The 20,531-nt window shown below is 52.9% G+C and carries 17 protein-coding genes, 1 tRNA gene and 1 pseudogene; 13 read left to right on the forward strand and 6 right to left on the reverse strand.

Translation table 11 applies throughout. The features are described 5' to 3' along the window. Nucleotides 1-553: 553 nt before the first annotated feature. Entirely contained in the window at nt 554-1,489 is a 936-nt protein-coding gene (locus RDV48_25680) for a hypothetical protein (protein MDQ7826220.1), read from the reverse strand. Between the two features lie 333 nt (nt 1,490-1,822). Here RDV48_25680 and RDV48_25685 point away from each other — a divergent pair, with 333 nt between their 5' ends. Next, nucleotides 1,823-2,386: a hypothetical protein gene (locus tag RDV48_25685; GenBank protein ID MDQ7826221.1), complete on the forward strand. Its 564-nt coding sequence runs from the start codon at nt 1,823-1,825 to the stop codon at nt 2,384-2,386. 110 nt (nt 2,387-2,496) lie between these two features. On the opposite strand, the gene RDV48_25690 is transcribed toward RDV48_25685, so the two are convergent. Further along, nucleotides 2,497-3,747, reverse strand: a complete 1,251-nt coding sequence (locus tag RDV48_25690) for a hypothetical protein (GenBank protein MDQ7826222.1) — start codon at nt 3,745-3,747, stop codon at nt 2,497-2,499. Between the two features lie 298 nt (nt 3,748-4,045). Between RDV48_25690 and RDV48_25695 the strand changes: the two genes are divergently transcribed. Continuing rightward, on the forward strand, nt 4,046-4,426 hold the full coding sequence (locus RDV48_25695; GenBank protein ID MDQ7826223.1) for a hypothetical protein: 381 nt from the start codon (nt 4,046-4,048) through the stop codon (nt 4,424-4,426). A gap of 21 nt (nt 4,427-4,447) precedes the next feature. Here the strand turns inward: RDV48_25695 and RDV48_25700 are convergent, their stop codons facing one another. Further along, nucleotides 4,448-5,758, reverse strand: a complete 1,311-nt coding sequence (locus tag RDV48_25700; GenBank protein ID MDQ7826224.1) for an MFS transporter — start codon at nt 5,756-5,758, stop codon at nt 4,448-4,450. A gap of 380 nt (nt 5,759-6,138) precedes the next feature. Here RDV48_25700 and RDV48_25705 point away from each other — a divergent pair. The 8 genes and pseudogenes from RDV48_25705 (at nt 6,139) to RDV48_25740 (ending at nt 13,062) form a co-directional block, all read left to right on the forward strand. After that, nucleotides 6,139-6,285 (forward strand): annotated as a pseudogene (locus tag RDV48_25705) (DUF4143 domain-containing protein). Nucleotides 6,286-6,288: 3 nt separating this feature from the next. After that, entirely contained in the window at nt 6,289-6,429 is a 141-nt protein-coding gene (locus RDV48_25710; protein MDQ7826225.1) for a hypothetical protein, read from the forward strand. A 1,001-nt stretch (nt 6,430-7,430) separates the two neighbouring features. After that, nucleotides 7,431-7,679 carry a DUF433 domain-containing protein gene (locus RDV48_25715; protein MDQ7826226.1) on the forward strand — a complete coding sequence of 83 codons (249 nt, stop codon included), beginning with the start codon at nt 7,431-7,433 and terminating at the stop codon, nt 7,677-7,679. Then, the gene (locus tag RDV48_25720; GenBank protein ID MDQ7826227.1) at nt 7,680-8,030 is read left to right on the forward strand and encodes a DUF5615 family PIN-like protein; all 351 of its coding nucleotides are present in this window, start codon (nt 7,680-7,682) and stop codon (nt 8,028-8,030) included. A gap of 378 nt (nt 8,031-8,408) precedes the next feature. Next, the gene (locus RDV48_25725) at nt 8,409-9,740 is read left to right on the forward strand and encodes an AAA family ATPase (protein ID MDQ7826228.1); all 1,332 of its coding nucleotides are present in this window, start codon (nt 8,409-8,411) and stop codon (nt 9,738-9,740) included. Nucleotides 9,741-10,001: 261 nt separating this feature from the next. Further along, nucleotides 10,002-10,472 carry a hypothetical protein gene (locus RDV48_25730; GenBank protein MDQ7826229.1) on the forward strand — a complete coding sequence of 157 codons (471 nt, stop codon included), beginning with the start codon at nt 10,002-10,004 and terminating at the stop codon, nt 10,470-10,472. A gap of 68 nt (nt 10,473-10,540) precedes the next feature. After that, nucleotides 10,541-11,554, forward strand: coding sequence for a PQQ-binding-like beta-propeller repeat protein (locus tag RDV48_25735; protein ID MDQ7826230.1), 1,014 nt, complete (start codon nt 10,541-10,543; stop codon nt 11,552-11,554). 179 nt (nt 11,555-11,733) lie between these two features. Next, nucleotides 11,734-13,062, forward strand: a complete 1,329-nt coding sequence (locus tag RDV48_25740) for a PQQ-binding-like beta-propeller repeat protein (GenBank protein ID MDQ7826231.1) — start codon at nt 11,734-11,736, stop codon at nt 13,060-13,062. 86 nt (nt 13,063-13,148) lie between these two features. Here RDV48_25740 and RDV48_25745 read toward each other — a convergent pair whose 3' ends face one another. Beyond that, nucleotides 13,149-13,628, reverse strand: a complete 480-nt coding sequence (locus RDV48_25745; GenBank protein MDQ7826232.1) for a hypothetical protein — start codon at nt 13,626-13,628, stop codon at nt 13,149-13,151. An 11-nt stretch (nt 13,629-13,639) separates the two neighbouring features. After that, a complete protein-coding gene (locus RDV48_25750) occupies nt 13,640-14,956 on the reverse strand; it encodes a radical SAM protein (GenBank protein MDQ7826233.1) in 1,317 nt (438 codons plus the stop codon). 441 nt (nt 14,957-15,397) lie between these two features. Between RDV48_25750 and RDV48_25755 the strand changes: the two genes are divergently transcribed. After that, nucleotides 15,398-15,571 carry a hypothetical protein gene (locus tag RDV48_25755; GenBank protein MDQ7826234.1) on the forward strand — a complete coding sequence of 58 codons (174 nt, stop codon included), beginning with the start codon at nt 15,398-15,400 and terminating at the stop codon, nt 15,569-15,571. Between the two features lie 369 nt (nt 15,572-15,940). Here RDV48_25755 and RDV48_25760 read toward each other — a convergent pair. Further along, nucleotides 15,941-16,015: transfer RNA gene (locus RDV48_25760), tRNA-Asn, on the reverse strand. Between the two features lie 204 nt (nt 16,016-16,219). Here RDV48_25760 and RDV48_25765 point away from each other — a divergent pair. After that, nucleotides 16,220-17,581: an ankyrin repeat domain-containing protein gene (locus RDV48_25765; GenBank protein ID MDQ7826235.1), complete on the forward strand. Its 1,362-nt coding sequence runs from the start codon at nt 16,220-16,222 to the stop codon at nt 17,579-17,581. Nucleotides 17,582-17,923: 342 nt separating this feature from the next. Continuing rightward, nucleotides 17,924-20,338, forward strand: coding sequence for an HNH endonuclease (locus RDV48_25770; protein ID MDQ7826236.1), 2,415 nt, complete (start codon nt 17,924-17,926; stop codon nt 20,336-20,338). Nucleotides 20,339-20,531 lie beyond the last annotated feature (193 nt).

Here is a 20,531-nt window from a genome sequence, read left to right on the forward strand (position 1 = left end):
AAGAGATTATCCCCTCAGATTATTATACCAGTTTTTCAGGCATCAGAAAAGGCTGACCGGCCGGATTTCCTGATTGCCCGCCCGATTGGACTCAGAGATACGGCATCAAGAATGAATCAGCACTTCAGTGCCCTGGAAAAGCAGTCACCGCCTTTTCGAGCTGTGTGCCGTGCGGCACAGAATAAAGGGCGCAAAAAGGATATAATGTTCTCAGAGAAGGGAGATTGAAGGTAAAAAGATTCACGATATGGTCCTCCGAACCTGCACGCAAAGGCGTTGCCCTCACCCGGAGGACCTACATGGAAAGCAAGAGCGATTCACATACAGGCCCGCCGCATAATATGGATGCGTCGGGTTCTCTTATTTTCGCCGCCATTCATCGCCTGGAGCCCTGAATGGCTGATCCCCATAGTGTTCTGCTATGCTCATATTCTATCTCTTTTCCAGTCTGCTTCTATCGCCTCTTTAATGAATCTGTCGTAATCCTTTGAGACATTTGGATCTTGGAGCTGCCTGACGACCTCATTCTCAAGCTGTTAAAGTCACGCTGCTATTACTGCTCATTGCCCGTGCCCCCTGGGAACTTTGATTGAAGAATCATATGGACTGACTGTATGAGCTTGTTCCATTCCGCTGATAAATCGCGGGGATCGTCCAGAAAAATTTTGTCACGAAGCTTTTCCAGCGCATTCCGCCCTGAATCAATGGCGTCAAACAGGAGCTCTGCAGCCCTGAAATCTTCATATTTCAGCGCTTCAGGAGGCACGCTGTACTGGGCCCTTTCCAGTTTCCGCCGGCTCAGCTCGCAGGAGGTAATGAGCCAATCCAGATGCTCGACATATTTCCGCCTGGTGAGCGAACCGGAAGAATACTCTTTGAAATTTTTATACGCCTCGATCAGGCTCCCCGCCAGGGGGAAGGTGCCCTTGGGGACGGGTATGGTACTGCTCAGGGCAGCGAGGGAGGTGAATTTCAGGGGTATCTCCTCCCCGGTGAGAATGAAAAAAGTGCTGCAGTTTTGACATTTCAAGTCCTCGACAGGGTTCTTGCTCTGGCACTGCGGGCAGATTTTTGTCTTGAAATTAAGAAACACCTTGTACGATGAGACTACCGACTGGACACACTGGGAGAGCCTGCCCAGCCCCGTTCCGATCACCTGAGGATCATAAGTCTCCAAAGAGCTCTCCATTTCTTCAAGAGTCTTTCCATAGAGAGTGAGAGAGAAATGCAGGCGATCCATCTCATCCCTGATGCTCCCAGTGATCGCCTCTATATTGTATATCTTAATGAATCTTTCATAAATGCCGGAAAATCGCTCTCTCTCCGAAGCGATCCTGTCGCGGAAAAGGGCAGGATCAAGCTGCCCCTCAAGAACTCCTGTCCATGAAGCTTGGAGCTTATTCACGGGAGAGACCCGGAACAGGCCGGACAGCTCTTCGAGCCTCTTGATTTCACTCTGAATGCTGTCTTGGTCGTCTACAGGTTCCATAATAATGTACCAGCTCGAGCTCAGATCTTAAAACACCATAAGCAAAGCGTGCTCTGCTTCATTATCGGCAGGCTCTGTCCCCGATTTTTCAGGGGGACACCATGCGTATATGGCTCTGTTATCAAAATAAACCCCATTTTTGGGTGGTGTTTATTTTGGGTGTCAGTATAGATAATTCTGCACTAATCTGAAAACTCGTGCAAAAGGTGGAAAATTTCTGAACGAATTCAGGGGAGCGTAGTTCTTCACTTTCTCACCGGAAAGGTTCTCATATGGTGTTAGCCGCGGGGACATTGATGGGGGAGGAGCCGGACTTGTGTGCCCGGAGCCGGTATGAAGAGGGGACCTTCTGAAACGGTAAAAAAGCACAGAAGCCTTCTTGGAAACACCTGCTATTGCGCCGATGTCAAGATCACCAATTATGGCAAAGCCGGGAAGATTTGGTTGAAGACGGTCCGCGGGCATAAGGGGTATTATGTGAAGGCCAGCAAGAAGTCCGTGCCGGATGAATGGTGGTACAATCTCATTACCATCAGGTATTTCCAGTCCCTTTACGATAAGGGGAATAGCCTCCTCTTCGAAAGCATCTCCCAGGCTCCCGGCTGGATTCAGTTCAGGCTGGAGGGATTTTCGGACTTCAAGAAGATAGCCGTCCATAGGGGAAATCAGAAGAGACCCGCACAGGACGTCATTGTAAATTATAAAGGAATCGTCACGGACAGCATGATGACTGCCGAAATAAGTATTCCTCTAGATGGAAAGACAAAAGAAATTGTGGTGGAGACGACCAGGAGAGGTTATTTCGGAAAACCTGATCCCCGTCACCACCTCATTCTCCAGGTAGATCCGGAGAAAGGGATTATCAAGGATCTCGCGATCAAGGATCTGGGAAAATAGGGGAGCAGAATCCTCCGAGATGAAGATGAGATGTCATTGATTGGCCGAATAGATCCACTCCGTGACATACTCTGATGAAGGAGCGCTTCTCACCTGAAGGATCCTTGACGTCATTTCCCGCCGTACAAAAGGCGCTTCAAATAGTCCTCTCCGAAATTCCTGCTGATGAACTGGCGGAGAGGCTCCGCGTCAGGGCTGCTCTGGAAGTCCTGGAGAGATTTTTCCTGGCCCGGCCACGCAAGATTCTTCTGAGCCTTGCTTTCACGGAAGAGATCCATTGCCCTTATGCCCTGCCATGCGACAAACTCCTTGAACTGCCTGTTATTCCTGAAGAACTCGGGGTTCTCTTTTTCCACCGCCATGGCTGCGGCAAAAGAATAGGCGGTGAATTCAAGCGGAGCGGCCGCGGCATCCTCAGGGGGATCCTTGTATATGCCCTTCTTCGTGAGCTCAAGGCTTACCGCGCTGCCGTTCGTGTAAGCGACCCACTCGTCAAATATCTTGAAGACCTGCTGCTCATCAAATCTGGGATTCTTCCCGAGATCCTTGATATAGAGATCGTAGCGATAGCCTTTCAGGCTCTCCGGCACATACTGGCCCACGGGCTTTTTCAGCCCGGGATCATCAAGGAACACCGCTTTGTCGTTGCCTACATAGAATCCCGACCTGCCCTGTCCCGATTTGTCCTCATAGACTGTAAGGCAGGCGTTAATCCCGTGGGTGGCTTCGTGGGCCCATGTATTCTTGATATCGTAGGGATCCATGTCGGGATCGCTCTTATGGATATGCTGCAGAATATCGGTCAGCACAGAGCCCCAGTCGCTCCCGGTCACGTCCCTCTGCCTGCCGTAACTGGTAAAATCAAGGCCGCCGCCGTACCGGTAGCCGCCCAGCTCTTTCTTGAGGGTATCGGTGATCCTGCTGTCCGCCGTGATTCCATCGGTATTCCGGCGGTAGTCGATTTTCCCTCCCCTCATGCTCATCATTGACTGCATCATGGAAAGCATGTTGCCCATGGCGCCGAGCATATGGCTCATAAGCTGCATGCTCTGCCGGATTTGAGCATCGGGAGCAGCGCTCCCCGCTGCCTGCGCCCGGTCACTCGTCACCGGGGTTTCGGCGCTCCCCGCCTGCCGTGGTCCGGGGGAAGGATGCTCGGGGGAGAGGGGAGCATACCTGAGGGGGCTGCTTTCAAGACCTTTCAGGCCCTCTCTGGAAATATGGGCTGAATCATCTGATGAACCTGTGCCGGCGGTGTGAGCACCTTCCTCTTTCAGGCCGTCCTGTGACCTGCGGGGTGGCAAGGGATTCTTCTCATGGAGCATTGAGCCTTGCCTGAAACCTGAGATTTCACTTTCCATAGCTTCACTTCCTCACCGGAATTATCACTAAGGATTCATTACCCCCGTTGAAAAAGGCCTCAAAAAAGAATCAAGAAAGCCTGATAAATGAAATTTTATGTTAAATCAATGTTACCGAATCCTTCTGAAAAGGCCGGTGATTATGGCAGGCCCGGCATCATCAGGGCGGGACATTTTCAGTGAAAGAGAGGAGGAGGCCGGGAGCGAAGGGCATCCCTGCGGGAATATTCTGCAGATTCTCAACAAGACCGGGAACAGTGTTAATCTTGATTTTAAGTGGTGAAACAATAACGGAAGCTTGAAAAGCAGGAATACAAATCCGGTAAAAAGTGAGACTATAAAGAGACCAGCTTATATTACGTCAGGTCTCACCTGGATTGTTGCCTGTCTTGAGCAGGTTAATGTGTGCTTCCTGAAAGAGGCCAAAGGAGATCCGGTGGATGAAACCTCATGGATTGTGAATCAACATCCTGTTCCGTGGATTTTTCATGCAGGAGGCACAGTTGAAGCACCCACGCTGTGGACTGGAAACTGGCAGAGAACAGAAGAGGGGTACAGGGTAACCATGAGGTACCTGGGGACAATTGACTCTTTCCTGGTAAAGTTCAGCTCCGACTGGTCATCATTTACTGTTCACAAAAACGGCAAGTTATTCCGTTCAGGAGTGCGAAAAAGATAGATCCACCGCTCTCGCACCCCTTCACGCGCGCCCGCTCGCGGCCGTTCCGGCGTTGAGCTCGGATCCCTTCGTCTCGCGCAGGGTGGCAATGCAGGCGAGCGAAATTGCGCAGCACGCCACCAGGTAGAGGGAGATCGGCATGGAGGAGTTATGGTAAGCCCCGAGCATCCAGGTGGCCACGAACGGCGCGGTGCCTCCGGCAAGCGCCGCCCCCAATTGGTAACCAATCGTGACGCCGGTGTAACGGACGTTGGTAGCGAACAGCTCCGAGTAGAGGGTGCCGAGGACGGCCGTCACGGGCGACCACAGAATGCCGAGAGCGATCACTGTGGCGCCGACGAGCAGCGGCACCGAGCCGGCGTTCACCATTGCGAAGTAGGGGAATGCGAACGCGAGGATGCCCACGCTCCCTGCGATGTAGAGAGGCTTCCTCCCCAGGCGGTCGGCGAGAACCCCGCCGATGGGGATGAGCGCCGTGCTGACGATGGTGCCTATCGTGACGGCGTTCAGCGCCTGCATTTTCGAGAATCCGCACTGGTTAACTGCGTACGAGATGATGAAGGTGGAAAAGATATAGAAGGGTCCCGTTTCCACCACCTTCAGACCGACGGCCAGCAGCACCTCGCGCCAGTGATAGCGAAAGGTGTGCGCAATGGGAAAGCGCGCGATCGTGCCGCTGTGGCGCGCTTCCCGGAATGCGGGCGTCTCCTCGATGCCCTTGCGGATCCACAGTCCGACGAAGACGAGCACGACCGATGCCAGGAACGGCAGCCGCCAGCCCCAGGACAGGAAGCTCTCCTCGGGCAGAAGGCTGACGAGCGTCACCGCGAGGGTGCCGAGGAGCAGGCCGACCGTGACGCCCATCTGCGGGATCGATCCGTAGAAACCTCGCTGCCCCGGCCTGGCGTGCTCGATGGCCAGCAGCAGCGCCCCGCCCCACTCGCCTCCGAGTCCAAGCCCCTGCACGAACCTCAGCACGATGAGCAGTGTCGGGGCCCAACCACCTATAGCCTGGTAGTCGGGCACGCACCCGATCAGCACCGTGGCCGATCCCATCAGGGCAAGCGTCAGCACCAGGCTCACCTTCCGCCCGACCTTGTCACCAAGGTGCGAGAAGACTATGCCGCCGAGGGGCCGGATGAAAAACGGGATGGCGAAGGTGGCGTAGGCCTGGAGCAGCGCCACGTTGGGATCCCCACCCGGGAAGAACCTTTTCGCGAAGACGAGCGCCGTGACGGTTCCGTAAAGGAAGAAGTCGTACCACTCGATAGACGACCCTATAAGGCTGGCGATGAGCGCACGGCGATGCATGTTCTGGTCATCAGAGGCCATCGGCATGGGTCTCCACACAAGAGATAGGCATTTGCTTTCTGCCTCCCACCGATCTTATCAGAAAAGAACTCTCCTGGCAAGAATATCTAACCCTTTTTTCAGCTTCAGAGGTCGGGGGTGATGAGCTCACTGTCCGCTGAGCTGGAATGAAATTTCGTTATTTCTGCCGCTTATTTGACAGGCCATCAGAAAAGAAGCAGGCGGCTTCCTGCGGCTTATCGGGGACACTCCTTTTTAAGCCCCTTTCTGAATAAGGGATTAATGACGGTTTCCGCGAAATGCTTTATGTCTTTCATGCCAGGAAAATCCATCGTTGTCATGAAAAAAAGGAGTCGTCACATGGAGGAAAATGAGCTCTTCAATGCTGTGGAGCGGGATGACTGCAGGGCAATTGCCAAGGCTCTCGAGGGGGGGCGCAGTTCGAAAACGCCGTCTTCACCCAGCTCAGGCAACACGGCAGCCTTGCCTACTATGCACAAAAGACGGGAAGGGAGATCGACTTCATCCTGGAAAGGGAAACAGCCTTTGAAGTGAAGGAGTCACCACTGCCGACTGATGCGAGGAGTCTCAAAGCGCTCTCTTCAAAAGCCCGTACCTCTGAGGCCTTTCTTGTGGGGCGTTACCGCGTGCCTTCCTTCAGCGACTATATATGGGGCGGCGATATTTTCTGACCGCAGCTCCCTTCACTGATCCGGGGCCATTATGGCAGGCTCGACATTTTCCCCAACCAGATTCTTGCCTCTGCAATGGTTGACCGCCTGAGGGATAATGCATATCGCCTCATCATTGAGGGAGAAAGCTGCAAAAATTCTCATGTGCTCAAAGAGATAGCGGCTTAGGAGGGGTGAGCATACTATGAAAAGAAAGGGGGGATCCCGGAAGAAATCAAATTATTCTGGTAAGCGCCCAGGACAAGGGAGGGGTACAGTCAGATTTTCACCAGGGGGTGCAAAGGAAATCAGGTGGATCGATTAGCCGATCATGGGTGGATCGATTAAGGCGATCAGTGACAGTTTGTTCCGAAGTTTTCTTTGCCTGCAGGCTGAACAGATGACTCAGGGCTCCAGAATATGGCTTTGAAAAAGGAGTCACATTGAAAATCCAGAGCGAGGCCGGCCTCCTTTATGGATCTTCTCATTCTGTATATTCCTGTTCCCATTTTTTCTATATATCCTATCCTGTGAAGAAGAGAAGCAAAGGTGTTTTCAGGACCTTCGAGATATCTGCACGACGCAGGAAGCTATCGAGTTTTCTTTCATCGAAATGTGTATCAAAATCAAATCACATGGCAGTAAGGCAATATCTTAAGCATTTCGCCAGTAGAGATGCCAGTTAAGCCCTGCCGGTCAATTTCTTCTTCCAGTCCTTTGCGTCGCTCTGGCAGGACGTTAATCCTATTCGCAAGGACGGCGCCGTATTGTGCAGTGAGGTCACATATGCAGAAGTTCTGAAATGCTTCTGACATTTTCAACCCTCATTCCTTTCCCTGTGTGCTAATTTCATTTGGTATTCTGTCTTTCCTGTTGGACAAAAGTGGAGCAGTGCAATATTATCACTTGAAGTTGCTCGCCAAGGTAATAGATGAGCTACTGGCTTAGATTCTGAGTTTTTATTGTCAGTCTGCCTGAAAGGAAGTATAATATAGTATGAGAAGCTTCTGTGAGGAGGAAGTATGAAAGAACAGGATCTCATGGCGAGGATTGTGATCAATCCGAAAGTAATGACAGGAAAGCCGGTAGTAAAAGGGACGAGGCTCACTGTCAATTTCATCCTGGGGCTGCTTGCCCATGGGGCGACAATAGATGAGATTCTTGAGGAGTACGACGGCCTTTCCAGAGAAGATATCTCAGCCTGCCTTCTCTTCGCATCTGAGACTCTTGATAACACGACATTTGGGCCGCTCATCGCCGAGGCCTTGTAGATGAGATTCATCATTGATGAAAACACTGGCCCGGGGGTAGCACGATGGCTCTTGCAGAAGGGACATACTGCTTTTTCTGTCTACAAGGAAGCCCGTGGGATAGACGATGAGGAAGTACTCAAAAGAGCATGCGAGGATAATTATATCATAATCACCTGTGATAAAGACTTCGGTTCATTGATTTATCGGGAACGCAGAGAGCACAGGGGAGTCATTCTCCTCAGACTGAAGGATGATCGTACACAATGCAAGATTGATGTTCTCGAAAAGCTTCTGCTTCATTATGGTTGCCAGTTGGATAAGAACTTCGTCGTCGCGACAGAAAAGCTCGTGCGTATTGTGAATGCTTGAGCTGAATTTATGATATTATCTTCAGCCAGCAATAAAATCTGAAGTAGAAAGTAATTCAGCGCCCTGGCGAATTGTTGCTCGAAGAGCAATGCAGACGCTTCAAGCAGCTGGTAAGCATGATACGCGTCAATAGAACCGGCCGGAAGAATGGCCCCTGGCCTCACGTGACGATTGTTTCGCGTATTGGTTTTGCGGCGGGGAAGATTTTCAGAAGATTTTGTTGCGTCACTTGTCAGCTGAAATGATCCACCGCATGGTAACCCTATTGATCCAGCGGTATATGGTGCTGATAAAGAGGGTATAAAATTATTGCACCGAAATTGTTAAGGGTTAAACAAGAAATTGACCTTAATTTCTTAAAGTTGAGAAAGGGAAATAATGAAGAGGTTTGTAACCGACAGGCTCATCGAATGGAAGAAAAGCGCTCGCCGAAAGCCCTTGATAATTCGCGGAGCCCGTCAGGTAGGGAAATCATGGGCTGTAATGGATTTCGGGCAGAGCTATTTCCCCGGCAGGCTCCATGTGATAGATCTGGAAAAACGTCCTGACTGGCATGAGGTGTTTCAGGGGAACCTTGTTGCATCCCGCGTCCTGTCGGAACTGGAGATACTTCTCAATGCTGAAATAGAAGCAGGAAAAGATCTACTGTTTTTTGACGAGATTCAAAGCTGCCCTCGCGCTCTCACAATGCTTCGTTATTTCCATGAGGAGATCCCCGAGTTGCATGTAATTGCAGCGGGATCACTGCTGGAGTTTGCCCTGAAAGACAGTTCCTTCCCGGTCGGCAGGGTGCAGTTCATTGACATGTATCCCCTGTCCTTCCCTGAATACCTTATGGCAACAGGCAATGATAAGGCTGCCGAAGTGATACGGTCAGAGCCTGAACCGCTTCCCGAGAGCATCCATGCTCTTCTTCTCAACGAGATGAGGAATTATCTCTTCATCGGAGGAATGCCGGAGTGTGTTCTCTCTTACGCAGAAACCCGGAGGCTCCGCAATTCCTTTCAGATCCAGGCTGACCTGATAAGCACCTATCGGCAGGACTTCTCAAAATATGCACCCCATGCTGATAAACATTGCCTTGACGCAGTGTTGTTTTCTATTGCGAAAAATGTGGGCCGGCAGATAAAATATGCCAGGTTGACTGACAGTTATTCAATCCCCACTATTAAAAAAGCTTTTTCGCTTCTCAGTCTGGCGCGTGTTATCACGAAAGTGCCGTCAGCATTGCCATCAGGTCTTCCACTAGGCGCTTCAGCTTCAGAGAAGCGTTTCAAGGCTCTGATGGTCGATCTGGGGTTAATGCAGCATCTCTGTGGACTTCCGATAGAGACTGAAATCAGGCAGGCTGACATTCTGGACATTTACCGGGGAGCTCTTGCAGAGCAGTTCGTAGGCCAGGAATTTCTTGCAGGAGGCCAGGAGTCCCTTCATTACTGGAGCCGGGAAAAAAGTGGCAGTACCGCTGAGGTTGACTACCTGATCGTGAGAAACGGCCGCATCTACCCGGTAGAAGTAAAGAGCGGGGCTCCAGGAAAGCAAAGAAGCCTCAGGCTCCTTCTGGACACATACCCTGGGTGCCCTTCAGGCCTGGTTCTGTCAAGTGCTGCCTTTCAGGAAAAGCCGTCACAGAAGATGAATTATCTGCCGCTTTATTATGCGTACTATCTGGCAAAGACGAATGGCACAGCAGGCTTGGGTGCGCCTTGAAAAAGGCTGCACCTGTAAAATAAGGCAAGGCCCTGTGTGCTTTTCAACCTGTCGAGCAGGGCGTCAGCCGTGCTCGGGTAACCACTCATGGCATGCCATTTCTCCACCGGCAGTTGGCACCTTTATCCATGCCGGCACCTCAGCCGGGAAATTCCATAAGAGAATCTTGCCTTGAGGGGCCTTTTTTGTTACACTTGTGGGGAGGCTGAAAAGCAGCTTTCACATATTCACTACATTACCGGGAAGGGATGGGAAAAGCTTATGTGCACAGGAACATCTGTTAAGATCGCAGTGATAATTGCACTTGCTGCCTTTCTTTTTATCAACGGCTGCCAGGGAAAGCCGGCAACTGACCATAACTCTGCTTCATCACCTGCAGGCAGCTCCTCCCCGGCGACTCCCGCACCAGTCTCAGAAACAGGTGCAGAACCGGACACAAGCACGCCCGAAGGCGAGATCGCCTACCAGATGACCCTGATAAAAAAGGGCGATACAGAGAAACTGAAGGAATGCTTCACCCCGCGGTTAAAAGACAGAATCACCGGGGACATGGTAAAACAAGCACAGGGTGAAGTTGGCAGATACACCATAAAAGAGCTTGTGGACTCTTTTGAAATAAGCACCCATGGGGGAAAAGAAACCGCAAAGATCAAAATGAAAAACGGCCGCACTCTCACCACGCTGGTGAAAAATGGAGACCGGTGGCAGGCCGACACGATATGGTTCAAGTAAATATCTTCCGTTTTATTGCTCTGCTGCTTGCGATTCTGCAGCTCTTCCTCTTTGAGCCGGGACCAGGAATGGTCTGCGCACAAAAAGAAGGCGGCTCTCCCTGGTCCACCTTCCGGCACGATAACCAGGGCACAGCCCGCAGCAGCGCTTCTGGCCCCGAAAGTGGCGATATTCTCTGGTCAGCGAGCCTTTCTGAAGGAAGGACATCCAACTGTGCGCCTGTGGCAGGTATGGATGGCACAATCTATGTCGGCACCTGGGGAGCGCAGAGAGGAGTATTGGCAGATCATGGCCGCGGCAGGCTTTTCGCGGTGAGCCCCCAGGGGAAGGAGAAATGGAGGCTTGAAACCGGGGGAGCCATCTGGTCGGCCTGTGCCATAGGCAGAGACGGCGCAGTTTACTATGGTGACCGTGCCGGCACCGTGGGTGCCGTCCGTGACGAGGGACAGGACGGGAAGATTCTGTGGAGATTCAGCAAGACGGGACACTGGTTTGATCATCTCTCTCTTGCAGATGACGGCACCCTGTACGCCGCCGGTGCATTCATTGAGGGCTTCAAGAAGCAGCGCGCCTCCCTGGTGGCCCTCAGGAATGGAAAGGAGAAGTGGGTGATGCATGCCGGGCCCGCGGGCACCCTGGAGCACTGGGTATCCTGCATGGGACTTGCCGGGGACGGCACCATTTATATGGGAACACAAAGCATACAGGTTGAGGCGGCGAAATACCCCGACTTCGGGAAACTCTATGCCCTGGCTGACAGGGGAGACCGAGTCGAGGTGAAATGGACCTTGAACGCAGGCTCAGGTATCTCCGGGATAGCCATTGACAGGAATGGGGTGATTTATTATTCCGTGCGGGGCGACAGGTCAAAAGGCGTGCCGGGGACCATCCATGCCGTGGGACCTGATGGAAAATCCCGCTGGAAACACCCTGCAGCCGTGGAAGGGGAGCTGTGGTGGGGAGGCAACCCCGCCCTTGTGGAGGGAAGGCTGTACGTGAGCACCGCGGCGAGCGCCGATATCTCCAACCTGTTCCCTTCAAAGCTGGTTCCCCGCCTCTATGCAATCGGCAGGCATCCTTGAGAGCGCCGCGCGCAGCAGGCAAGGCGGGGCCCGGGTGCCGGGTCTCCTGCTTTACTTCCGCTGAAGTGATGGGCCTGCTGTTTTCACCGGCTCGAAATAAGCGGGCCGGACTCGCTATGCAGCAGCAAATTATTATGTTATAATCTATTGCAACAGGAAACAAGCGAGAGGAGCCCCCTATGAAAGCCGATCACATATCTCCCTCAACAGCTCGCTTCCACTTTGAAAAGAGTGCTGCCCGGGCCGGAAATGAGAATGCCGCGCAGCCGCAGGACTGCTTCACCCCATCAGGGAAGGAAGAGGCGCCCGCCGTGGACGCGAGGCTCGCCGCGCAGCTCCTGATGCAGAAGACGCGCCCGCAGCCGGACCACATGGTGTGGGAAGCGCCACTTGAGGGCGGGATGAAATACCCGCCTGCCCTGGGACCTGATGGCACGCTCTACACGGCGGGCGGCAACAACCGCCTCTGCGCCATCGACAGCGCCACGGGAAAGGAGAAATGGCATTTTGACACAGGCGAGGCTTTTGAATCGTCGCCTCTCCCCGGCAGTGACGGCTCCGTGATTTTTGCCTCGAAAGACGGGCACATCACGGCCCTTGACGGGAAAGACGGGGCAAGGAAATGGGAGTTCCGCACGGGCTCAATCTACGAGAGCACCCCCGTGCTCTCGGCAGACGGCACCCTTTACGTGAAGGGGCAGAATAATCTCTTCGCCCTCGACAGCACCACGGGAGAAAAAAAATGGGAGTTCAGGAAGGATGACGTGCAGCAGCTCACCGAGCCTGCCGTCGGGGCGGACGGGAAAGTCTATGTCGCCTGCGAGAGGGGAAGAGTCTTCTCCCTCAACGCAGCCAGCGGCAAGAAGCTGAAGACCTTCAGGAAGGGCGCTGAGAACCGCCTCTTCCCGCCGGTGACCTCGCCGGGAGGCTCGCTCTACATTGGTGGTCCCGGCACCCTGTACTCCCTTGACAGGGAAACAGGAAAGATCTTCTGGAAATACACCTCTTATTCCAACAACCCCCTCCATCCCCTCGTGGGCCCTGACGGCAGGGTCATCATCGAATCGCTGAACAGGATCATGGGCATCGAGCGTTACACGGGCCGCGCCGAGGCGGGCCCTAAATGGTCCTTCGAGGTGGGAGACCACAACTACTTTTCGTCATCCTTCGGCCCCGGCGGAGACATTTACACCGCCTGCGGCAACGGGAACATATACGTGCTCGACTACGAGACGGGGAGGCAGAAGCACGTCCTGAAGACCGGCGACGACAATTTTCTTACGATCCGCCCCCTGGTGGCGAAGGACGGCACCATATTCATAGGAACCCAGGATAAGCTCTACGCCCTTAATCCTGAAAAGAAGACCTCCGCGAAAGAGAAGCTCGAGAAAAAGGTCCAGGAGCAGCAGAACGCCGCCGGGCAGGAAGAGGCCACCAGGATAGTCGTCGATGAGCAGAAGGTCAGCATCGGCGGCATCTCCCTGAACATCAGGAAAGAGGTGCCGTAGGAGACGCCCGGCGCTACGGGGGGCATTCTCCTCTTCCGCCGGCCTTGGATAATTTTGGACCAGGGGCAGCGGAGCCAGGGAGGTTTTCATGTCAGCTTCGAAGGCCCCGGAAAAATCTCACGCGCCTCGAAAGGCTCACTTCTCCAAAGCTCGATACGGTAGAAATCGCCTGTGCTTCCATCGTGGTGAAAAGCCGTCTGCCCCCCGTAGAATACTCTGGCGGCATACTCACCGGGGGTGCAGGGGATCTCGCCGAATCTGCCATAATGGGGTCCATCGGGACATCCGGCCAGGACGAAGGATGAGGATTTGATGCTGACGGTGCATTCGATGATCCTGTCCCATCCAGGGGTGAAAAGGTGTTCCGGCGGCCCCGGAAGGAGCTCCACCTCAACTGATATGGGCGAGAATTCGCTGATGACGAAAATGCTCACTATACCCTGGCCGCAGTGAAATCTTCTGCTGAAATCCCTCTCTGTAAAACGGGCGGTTGCCATCTCGTCATAGTGCACGGGATCCTGCAGATAGAACTGTCCGTAGGCGGGGGTATGAGTCACCTGCATCATTCTTCACCCCGTTAAAAATGCATGTTTACGTTGTTGGAGAACAGACTGCTTATTTTATGCTCATATTCATCAAGGTCATCTTCAGTGAGATACTTAAGCTTAAGAGGTCTCCTGGTATAAAAATAATCAAATCTCTCATCAAAAACCTCGTTCTGTAACAATCCTTTTTCCTTTGCATATTCATAAAGATATGCACCCGGAAGCGCCGTGGCTCTTGACACAAGGCACGTAGTGGGGCGGTTCTCTTTCAGCAGGTGGTAGGTGGCTTCAAGATCCTCTCTCGTTTCTTCAGGCGAACCTATAATAATATTCGTATTCGTGATTATACCCAGCTTATTGCAGATCTGCAAGGCTTTACATATGTCTGAAACTGACAGATCCTTTCTGAGAAAGTCAAGCGTTTTCTGCGATCCGCTCTCAACGCCTAAGCAAATCATTTTGCATCCCGCATCAATCATGCGCCTTAACTGCTCCTCCCTGATAGCATCAATACGAGCGTTGCATCCCCACCAGAAATCAACTCCCTGAATCAATATCTCATTACAGAAGTTATCCACCCAGGAATGCTTTGAAAGAAACATATCATCCGAAAACCCAAAAAGAAATTTCATTCCGGGTACTTTTGCAAGCGGACTGTAACGCTCCCATATCTTTTTATAAGAGCTTATCTCCTTGAAAACAGATTTTTGTGAGCGATACCGTATTTTTTTGCCAAAAAGCTTATCCTGCATTGGTTTGCAGAAAAAGCATCGGTAAGGACAGCCTCTGCTTGCAATAATAGAGTCATAGTACACAGATCGGCTGTAATAAAGCGGCCAGTCAACAAGCTCCCGCGCCGGTTCAGGCAATTCATCAAGATTTTCAATATATGGTCTTGATTCTGTCACTACGAATTTTCCGTCTTTTATAAAGGCTATCCCTTTTATGTTTATAAGATCCTGTCCTTTTTCAAAGGCTCTTACAAGTTCAACTATGGTTTTCTCACCTTCACCAATAACCACAGCGTCAAAACCTGATTTCAGTGTTTGTTCCGGGAGCGCAGTGGCATGAGGTCCTCCTGCCACAAGGAAAATCCCATGCCTTTTTACTTTTTCTGCAATCTCAAAAGCTTTCTGTGCCAATGCAGAAGGCACTGACATCCCCACGATTCTCACATCTTTAAGAAATGGCTCAATATCAGGCATTTCACTGTAGTTTGTGAGATCCAGAAAGTCTACATCAAATCCTTCATTTTTTAAAACAGAGGCAATATAAAGAATGCCAAGCGGCGGCGTTACCACTGCTTTTGCCGGATAGTTCAGGCGAGGATAAATCAAAAGAATTTTCATTTATTGATTTTAATCTCCTCTTATTGAAGTATTAAGTATAGCTGTTAATAATGTCTGTCGGCAGATGCAGCTTAACCCAGAGCATAGGATCTGGTGCGTTTTATAGGTAATCGATTATTCAGGTTTATGGAAAGATGTAACAGGAGCCCTGTACATTGAGTTTTATTATTTGCTTCAGACGGAGATTTCGTCATTAGAAGTTATTCTCCTGCGTTCAGGAAAAGGCTCTTTAAAGGAACTGAAAAAATAATTCTCTCTATTGCGATTTTTTCATTTTTTGTAACCATTTAGCCACCTGAGGAGATAGGTTCAGGAATTTCAGGCAGATCTCCTTTTCAATATAGTGAGAGAGCGCCTGGGCAATGGATGAAATTGGATTATGACAGAAGAGCATCTCGCGATCCACGGACTCCATGAGTGACAGGTAAGGCGAAAAAGCACATGGCTGAGCAGGTAAGCAAAACGAACAGGGAATATCGGAAGATAACAGGCCTCTCTGATGAAGGAGCACTTCTCGACCTGAAGGATCTTATGCACAGGAGCCTCATTGTCCAGGTCGGAAGCGGGAGAAAAAGCCATTATATCCTGAAACAGGTTGGCGATCTTGGCGATTAGTTGGCGATTAGTTGGCGATCTTGGCGATAATGCCCGACGCCCTTGCAGTCCGAATTCCACCGTGGTAAACACGGTGCATAAAGCAGTTCATAGCTATATCTGGATCTATTGTCATTATGATTGGCGACAAATGTTCTTAGGCACTTCAAGGCAAGAGGACAGGGGGACATTCTCCGATCAGGCAGCGTTTGGTTCTGTCCCTATGGGTGCACCGGAACACAGGCAGAACCTGCTGCCCCGGAGAATGGCCCATGGCCTTACTTGACGGGCGCTAATCCAACAATCGAATAAAATTATGCACTTTTTGTTGCGTTTTGGGTGCGCCATGAAAAAAACCGCATGCGCGGCTCTTTGCGGCAGTATATAAACTGGCTCCAGCGGTAGGACTCGAACCTACAACATTCCGGTTAACAGCCGGATGCTCTGCCATTGAGCTACGCTGGAGCGTGCTGAACTATCTTTTGGGATTATACCATATGACCCTGGAAAATTCAATACCTTCGGGAAAAATCTTCATTCCATGACGCGGGTCGTTCCATGAGCCCTCCCGGCGCAAATCCCCTCAATGCGGTCAGGCTCAACGGTCCGGCGAAGGTTCTTGTGCGGTGAGAGAGAATATTATTATCCATCAAGAGGCTGGAGGTGGGTATGAAGTCATTCATCATCCCGATTGCTTTTATCCTTCTTCTCGGCATCCTCGCGGGAAGCGTCCTGGCGCAGAATCTTGATTACGACAAGTGGATGTGGCAGAGATGGGAGAAAAACCAGACCGGGGGAGGGAATAATGCCGCTCAGGGCAAGACCACCTCCGCCAAAAGCACCTACGTGGAGCCTCCCTTCGTCACCGCCCTGAAGCAGGCTAATCTCGAAGAGGTGAGGAAGCTGCTCAATCAAAACCCCGCCTATATCAATTTCAAGGACGACCTCTCAAGGACGCCCCTGCACTATGCCGCAATGAAGGGAAACGCCTCCCTGATAGAGTTCCTTCTCGTGCGAGGCGCTCATAATGGAGAGAAGGACAGTTACGGGCTGACTCCCCTGAACATTGCGAAGCAATATAACAACAAGGAAGCGGAGAAAGCGCTCTCGGGCGCCTCGCAGAAGGCGGCTTATCAGCGCTCCGAAGGTGACGAGCTGTGCCTCGCGGCATCAAGGGGCGAAGCGGATAAGGTGAAGGCGTTTCTGGAGAAAAACAAGGGGCTCGCAAGCTTCAAAGAACAGTACAGCGGGTGGACGCCGCTCCACTGGGCTCTTACCAAGCCCCAGGACTCCATTGAAATCGTTGAGTTCCTGGTGTCCAGCGGGGCTGACATAAATGCAAAGGACAATAACAATATTACCCCCTTTTCACTGGCAGTCGCGCATTCCAAAAAGAAATGCGCGGATTATCTTCTCTCGAAAGGGGCAGATATTAACAGCGCTGATAAATTCGGGACCACTGCTCTTCACGGAGCACTGATCCTGGGAAACGATGCAATGGAGAGCTATCTTCTCGAGCACAATGCCAGGGTGAATGTGAAGGGGGAAAAAGGAAATACCCCTCTCCATCTTGCGGCGTGGAATGGCAAGATCCGCCTGATGAAGCCTCTCGTGGAGAAAGGCGCCGACATCACTGCTAGAGATGACTCAGGATATACTGCGCTTATGATTTCTGCCCAGGAGGGCTTTCTTGAGCTGGTGAAATATCTTGTATCCAGAGGCGGCGCCGTCAATGACAGGAAAAATGACGGCGCGACAGCCCTGATGGTGGCTTCTGCAAAAGACAGGGATGACGTGGTGCTCTTTTTGATTGAAAAGGGCGCGGCGATAAATGCCCAGGCCGATGACGGCTGGACCCCCTTAAGAAGCGCCGTCGAGTATGCTCAGGCAAGAATTGTCAAGCTTCTCATCTCCAGGGGGGCAGATGTCAACCTGCCCGACAAGGAGGGAATCACGCCTCTCAAGAGGGCCATGAAGAAGAATGCCGCTTCGATTGCAGATATCCTTAAATCAAGCGGAGCTCATGAATAAAGGGAATCAGGCGCTCTGACCGTCGTTCTTGAAAGGGTATGAAGGTTCGAAAATATTTTTTTGAAGTCTTCATTCACCCCCCCCCTCTTTACCCGATTCCCCCTCCGCATTCACGGAGAAGGCCCTTTCTCTGCGCTGGATGCGTTTCCGCGGGCAAAGAGCTGAAAAATCGCAGAAACCGTCCTTTTGAGGCTTCTGCGCCCATTTTTCAAAGGCCATATATCCTTATAACCACAAGCTTATTAGGCTTATAGCATTTTGACAATATGAGCTTTATAGTTTATAATATAATAAAAAGATACAAAAGTATCTAAAAAATAAACTTACGAAAGGAGTAGTATCGTGAATACCCTGGCAGGCGCTCACCTCGGGGAGGTCCCGCACCGGGAGGCCGCTCAGGCCACCCTGGCCGGGAAGGCATCTCCCTCGGTGATCCGCGAGTATCCCGGCTACGAGGCCGTCATGAAAGGCGGACAGGTCTTCCAGGCCAGCCCCGGCCTCCCGCTGGTCACGTACGGCGCCGACGAGGTGCTCTCGCGCTCGAACTGTCGCCATATCTTTCGCGATCTCACAGGGGAGGTCCTGGACTGGAATCTCTGGTGCCTCTCTCAAGCCGCCAATAAGCTCGATCTCCTGATAGGGGAGGCTCTCCTCTCCCTCAACGGGAAGCTCGAGAAGCTCGGCTATGTGCGGGTTTCCGATTTTGTGAGGGAGGAACTGGGGATTTCGTCCAGGAGCGGCTATGAGCTGATGCGGAATGCCCGGGATATCGAGAGGTTCCCCCTTATCAGGGAGGCTCTTGAGAGCGGGAAGCTCCGCAAAAGCGCGCTGCGGCATATGCTCCAGGTCGTGATGCCTGAGACCGAGGCGGAGTGGCTTGCAAAGGCCATGTCGCTCACGGTGAGAGAACTTGAAGAGGAGGTGAAGAAATTCAAGTCGGGTGCCGGGGACCCCTGCAGCAGCGGCATCAACGCATTCGTCGCCGGCGATGACGATGAAGACTCCGAAGGGAGCCTCGCGGTAAGCGCGCGGGTTCCTTTTTCCGTTGCCGCGAAATGGGACAGGGCCCTCGAGGTCTTTCGCAGGATGGAGGAGGCGGAGCTCCCTTCTGATGTTTTCGTGGAGGCCCTTCTCGGGGAGTTCATCGCTTCGGCACCGCTCGAAGGTATCGGGAGCCTGAGCATGGATGCACAGGGGCCTGAGGCTCAGGAGGCCAATGGAGCTTCTCTCTGCCGCTTGCAGGGGAATGGCTCCCAGGGCCGTTATTCCTCCCAATACGCACGCACCACTCGCGGCGACGGGGCTCCCTGCAGCACTGGCCCTGATGCTTCCGGCACCGGGGCAAGAGGCGCCGATCCCGCTATAGAGAAGAAAGCCCTTCTCCTCGGCGCCATGGCAGGGGCAATCGCTTCCCTCGATGACGAGGCTTCTTTTGGCGAGAAGGAAAAGGAGCTTGCCCGCCAGGTCCACAAGGACCTCGAAGAGGTCTCTCATCTTTGGGAGTTTTTACCCTGGAAGCCCGTCATGGTGGAGCTTCCCCGGGAGTTTCAGGCTCCCGCGAGCCACAGGCCCGACGCCGATACCGCCGTCACCCCGGACGGGATCCTGGTGCGCCCCCAGGTCGATCCCTTCGAGACGGTCGCCCGCCTCCGGAAGATGGCGACGCTGCGCCACTCCCTCTCCTTCTACCAGGGGAGGCTCCTGCGGACCCTCAACAATTTCGGGCTTTACAGGGACATGCTCTTTCTCTCCCTGGGGCACTATACCAGGGAGCGCCTGGGAATGTCCCGCAGCACCGCGTATTCTCTCATCAAACAGGAAAGGAGCTATCTGGAGTATCCTGAGATGCTGGACCTGGTCCTGGAGGGGAAGCTCACTCCTGAGCAGGCACGCCTGCTCTCCAAGGTATTCATTGAGGGGACCCGTGTCCAGGGGGCGTGGCTCTCCTACGCCCAGGAGGTGCCCGTCGCCACCCTCATGGCTTCGGTCGAGGGGTTCCTCCGCTTCGCGAAGAGGTCGGTCCACAAAAAGTGGGACATAGAGCCCGAGGCCTTCGAGATGGCCGTCACGGGGAGGTCCGTCAAGAGGGCAGCCGTTGCTGGTTCTGAATGCTCAGAATCCAATGCTGATAAGGCTTCAGTCGCCGCCGTCCAACTTTGTGCACACGAAAAAACCATGGAAGGAGATGCAGGTTTCCGGCAGGGGGAGAACCCCGCCGTCATCTGGGAGGTCACCGCGGGCGGTGAGCACCCTGAGCTCCCTGATATTCTCTCCATCCTCTCGGGAGAGATCCCAAAAGAAGGGACCTTCGGGTCAAACCCTCCGGACAGGGGCACCCTCATCCGCTTCTTCCTCAAAAAGGATCTCGTCCCCCTCTGGAACCACGCGGTAAGGCTCTGGAAAGCCGGCAGGCCGGGAGAAGCCGCCGAGGGCGTAGAGGTGCTCCCCCTCTTCATCGAGGTACTCCTTGACACCTTCCTTGCCGCCTGGGACAAACCAGAAAAAAGGGACCTCCACAGCCGCATCCTTGCCCGCGACGGCTACCAGTGCCAGGCTCCCGGCTGCCGGTGCCGGCGCAACCTCCACGGCCATCATATCAGGTACCGCTCCCAGGGCGGCCCCGATACCGAGGGCAATCTCACCACCCTCTGCATGGCTCACCATCTGCGGTGCCTCCACGAGGGCCACCTCGTCATCAGGGGAACGGCGCCTCACAATCTCACTTTCATATTCCCCCGCGACAGGAGAATCCTTTAGCGCCTGAAATCCCTGTGAAACTGAGGTGCCATGAGGCCAGGGGACATTCTCCTCCTCAGCCGGCATTTGGATTTGTCACTACACTGGCATTCGCACCGCAGACAAATCCTGCCGGCCGGGAGAATTCCCCTGGACTCCCGATACACCACAGGGTTCTCAACAGCCGGGAGAATGGCCTCTGGCAATACGATAC

Source organism: Candidatus Eremiobacterota bacterium (genome assembly GCA_031082125.1).
Classification (GTDB): Bacteria; Vulcanimicrobiota; CADAWZ01; order CADAWZ01; family Ess09-12; genus Ess09-12.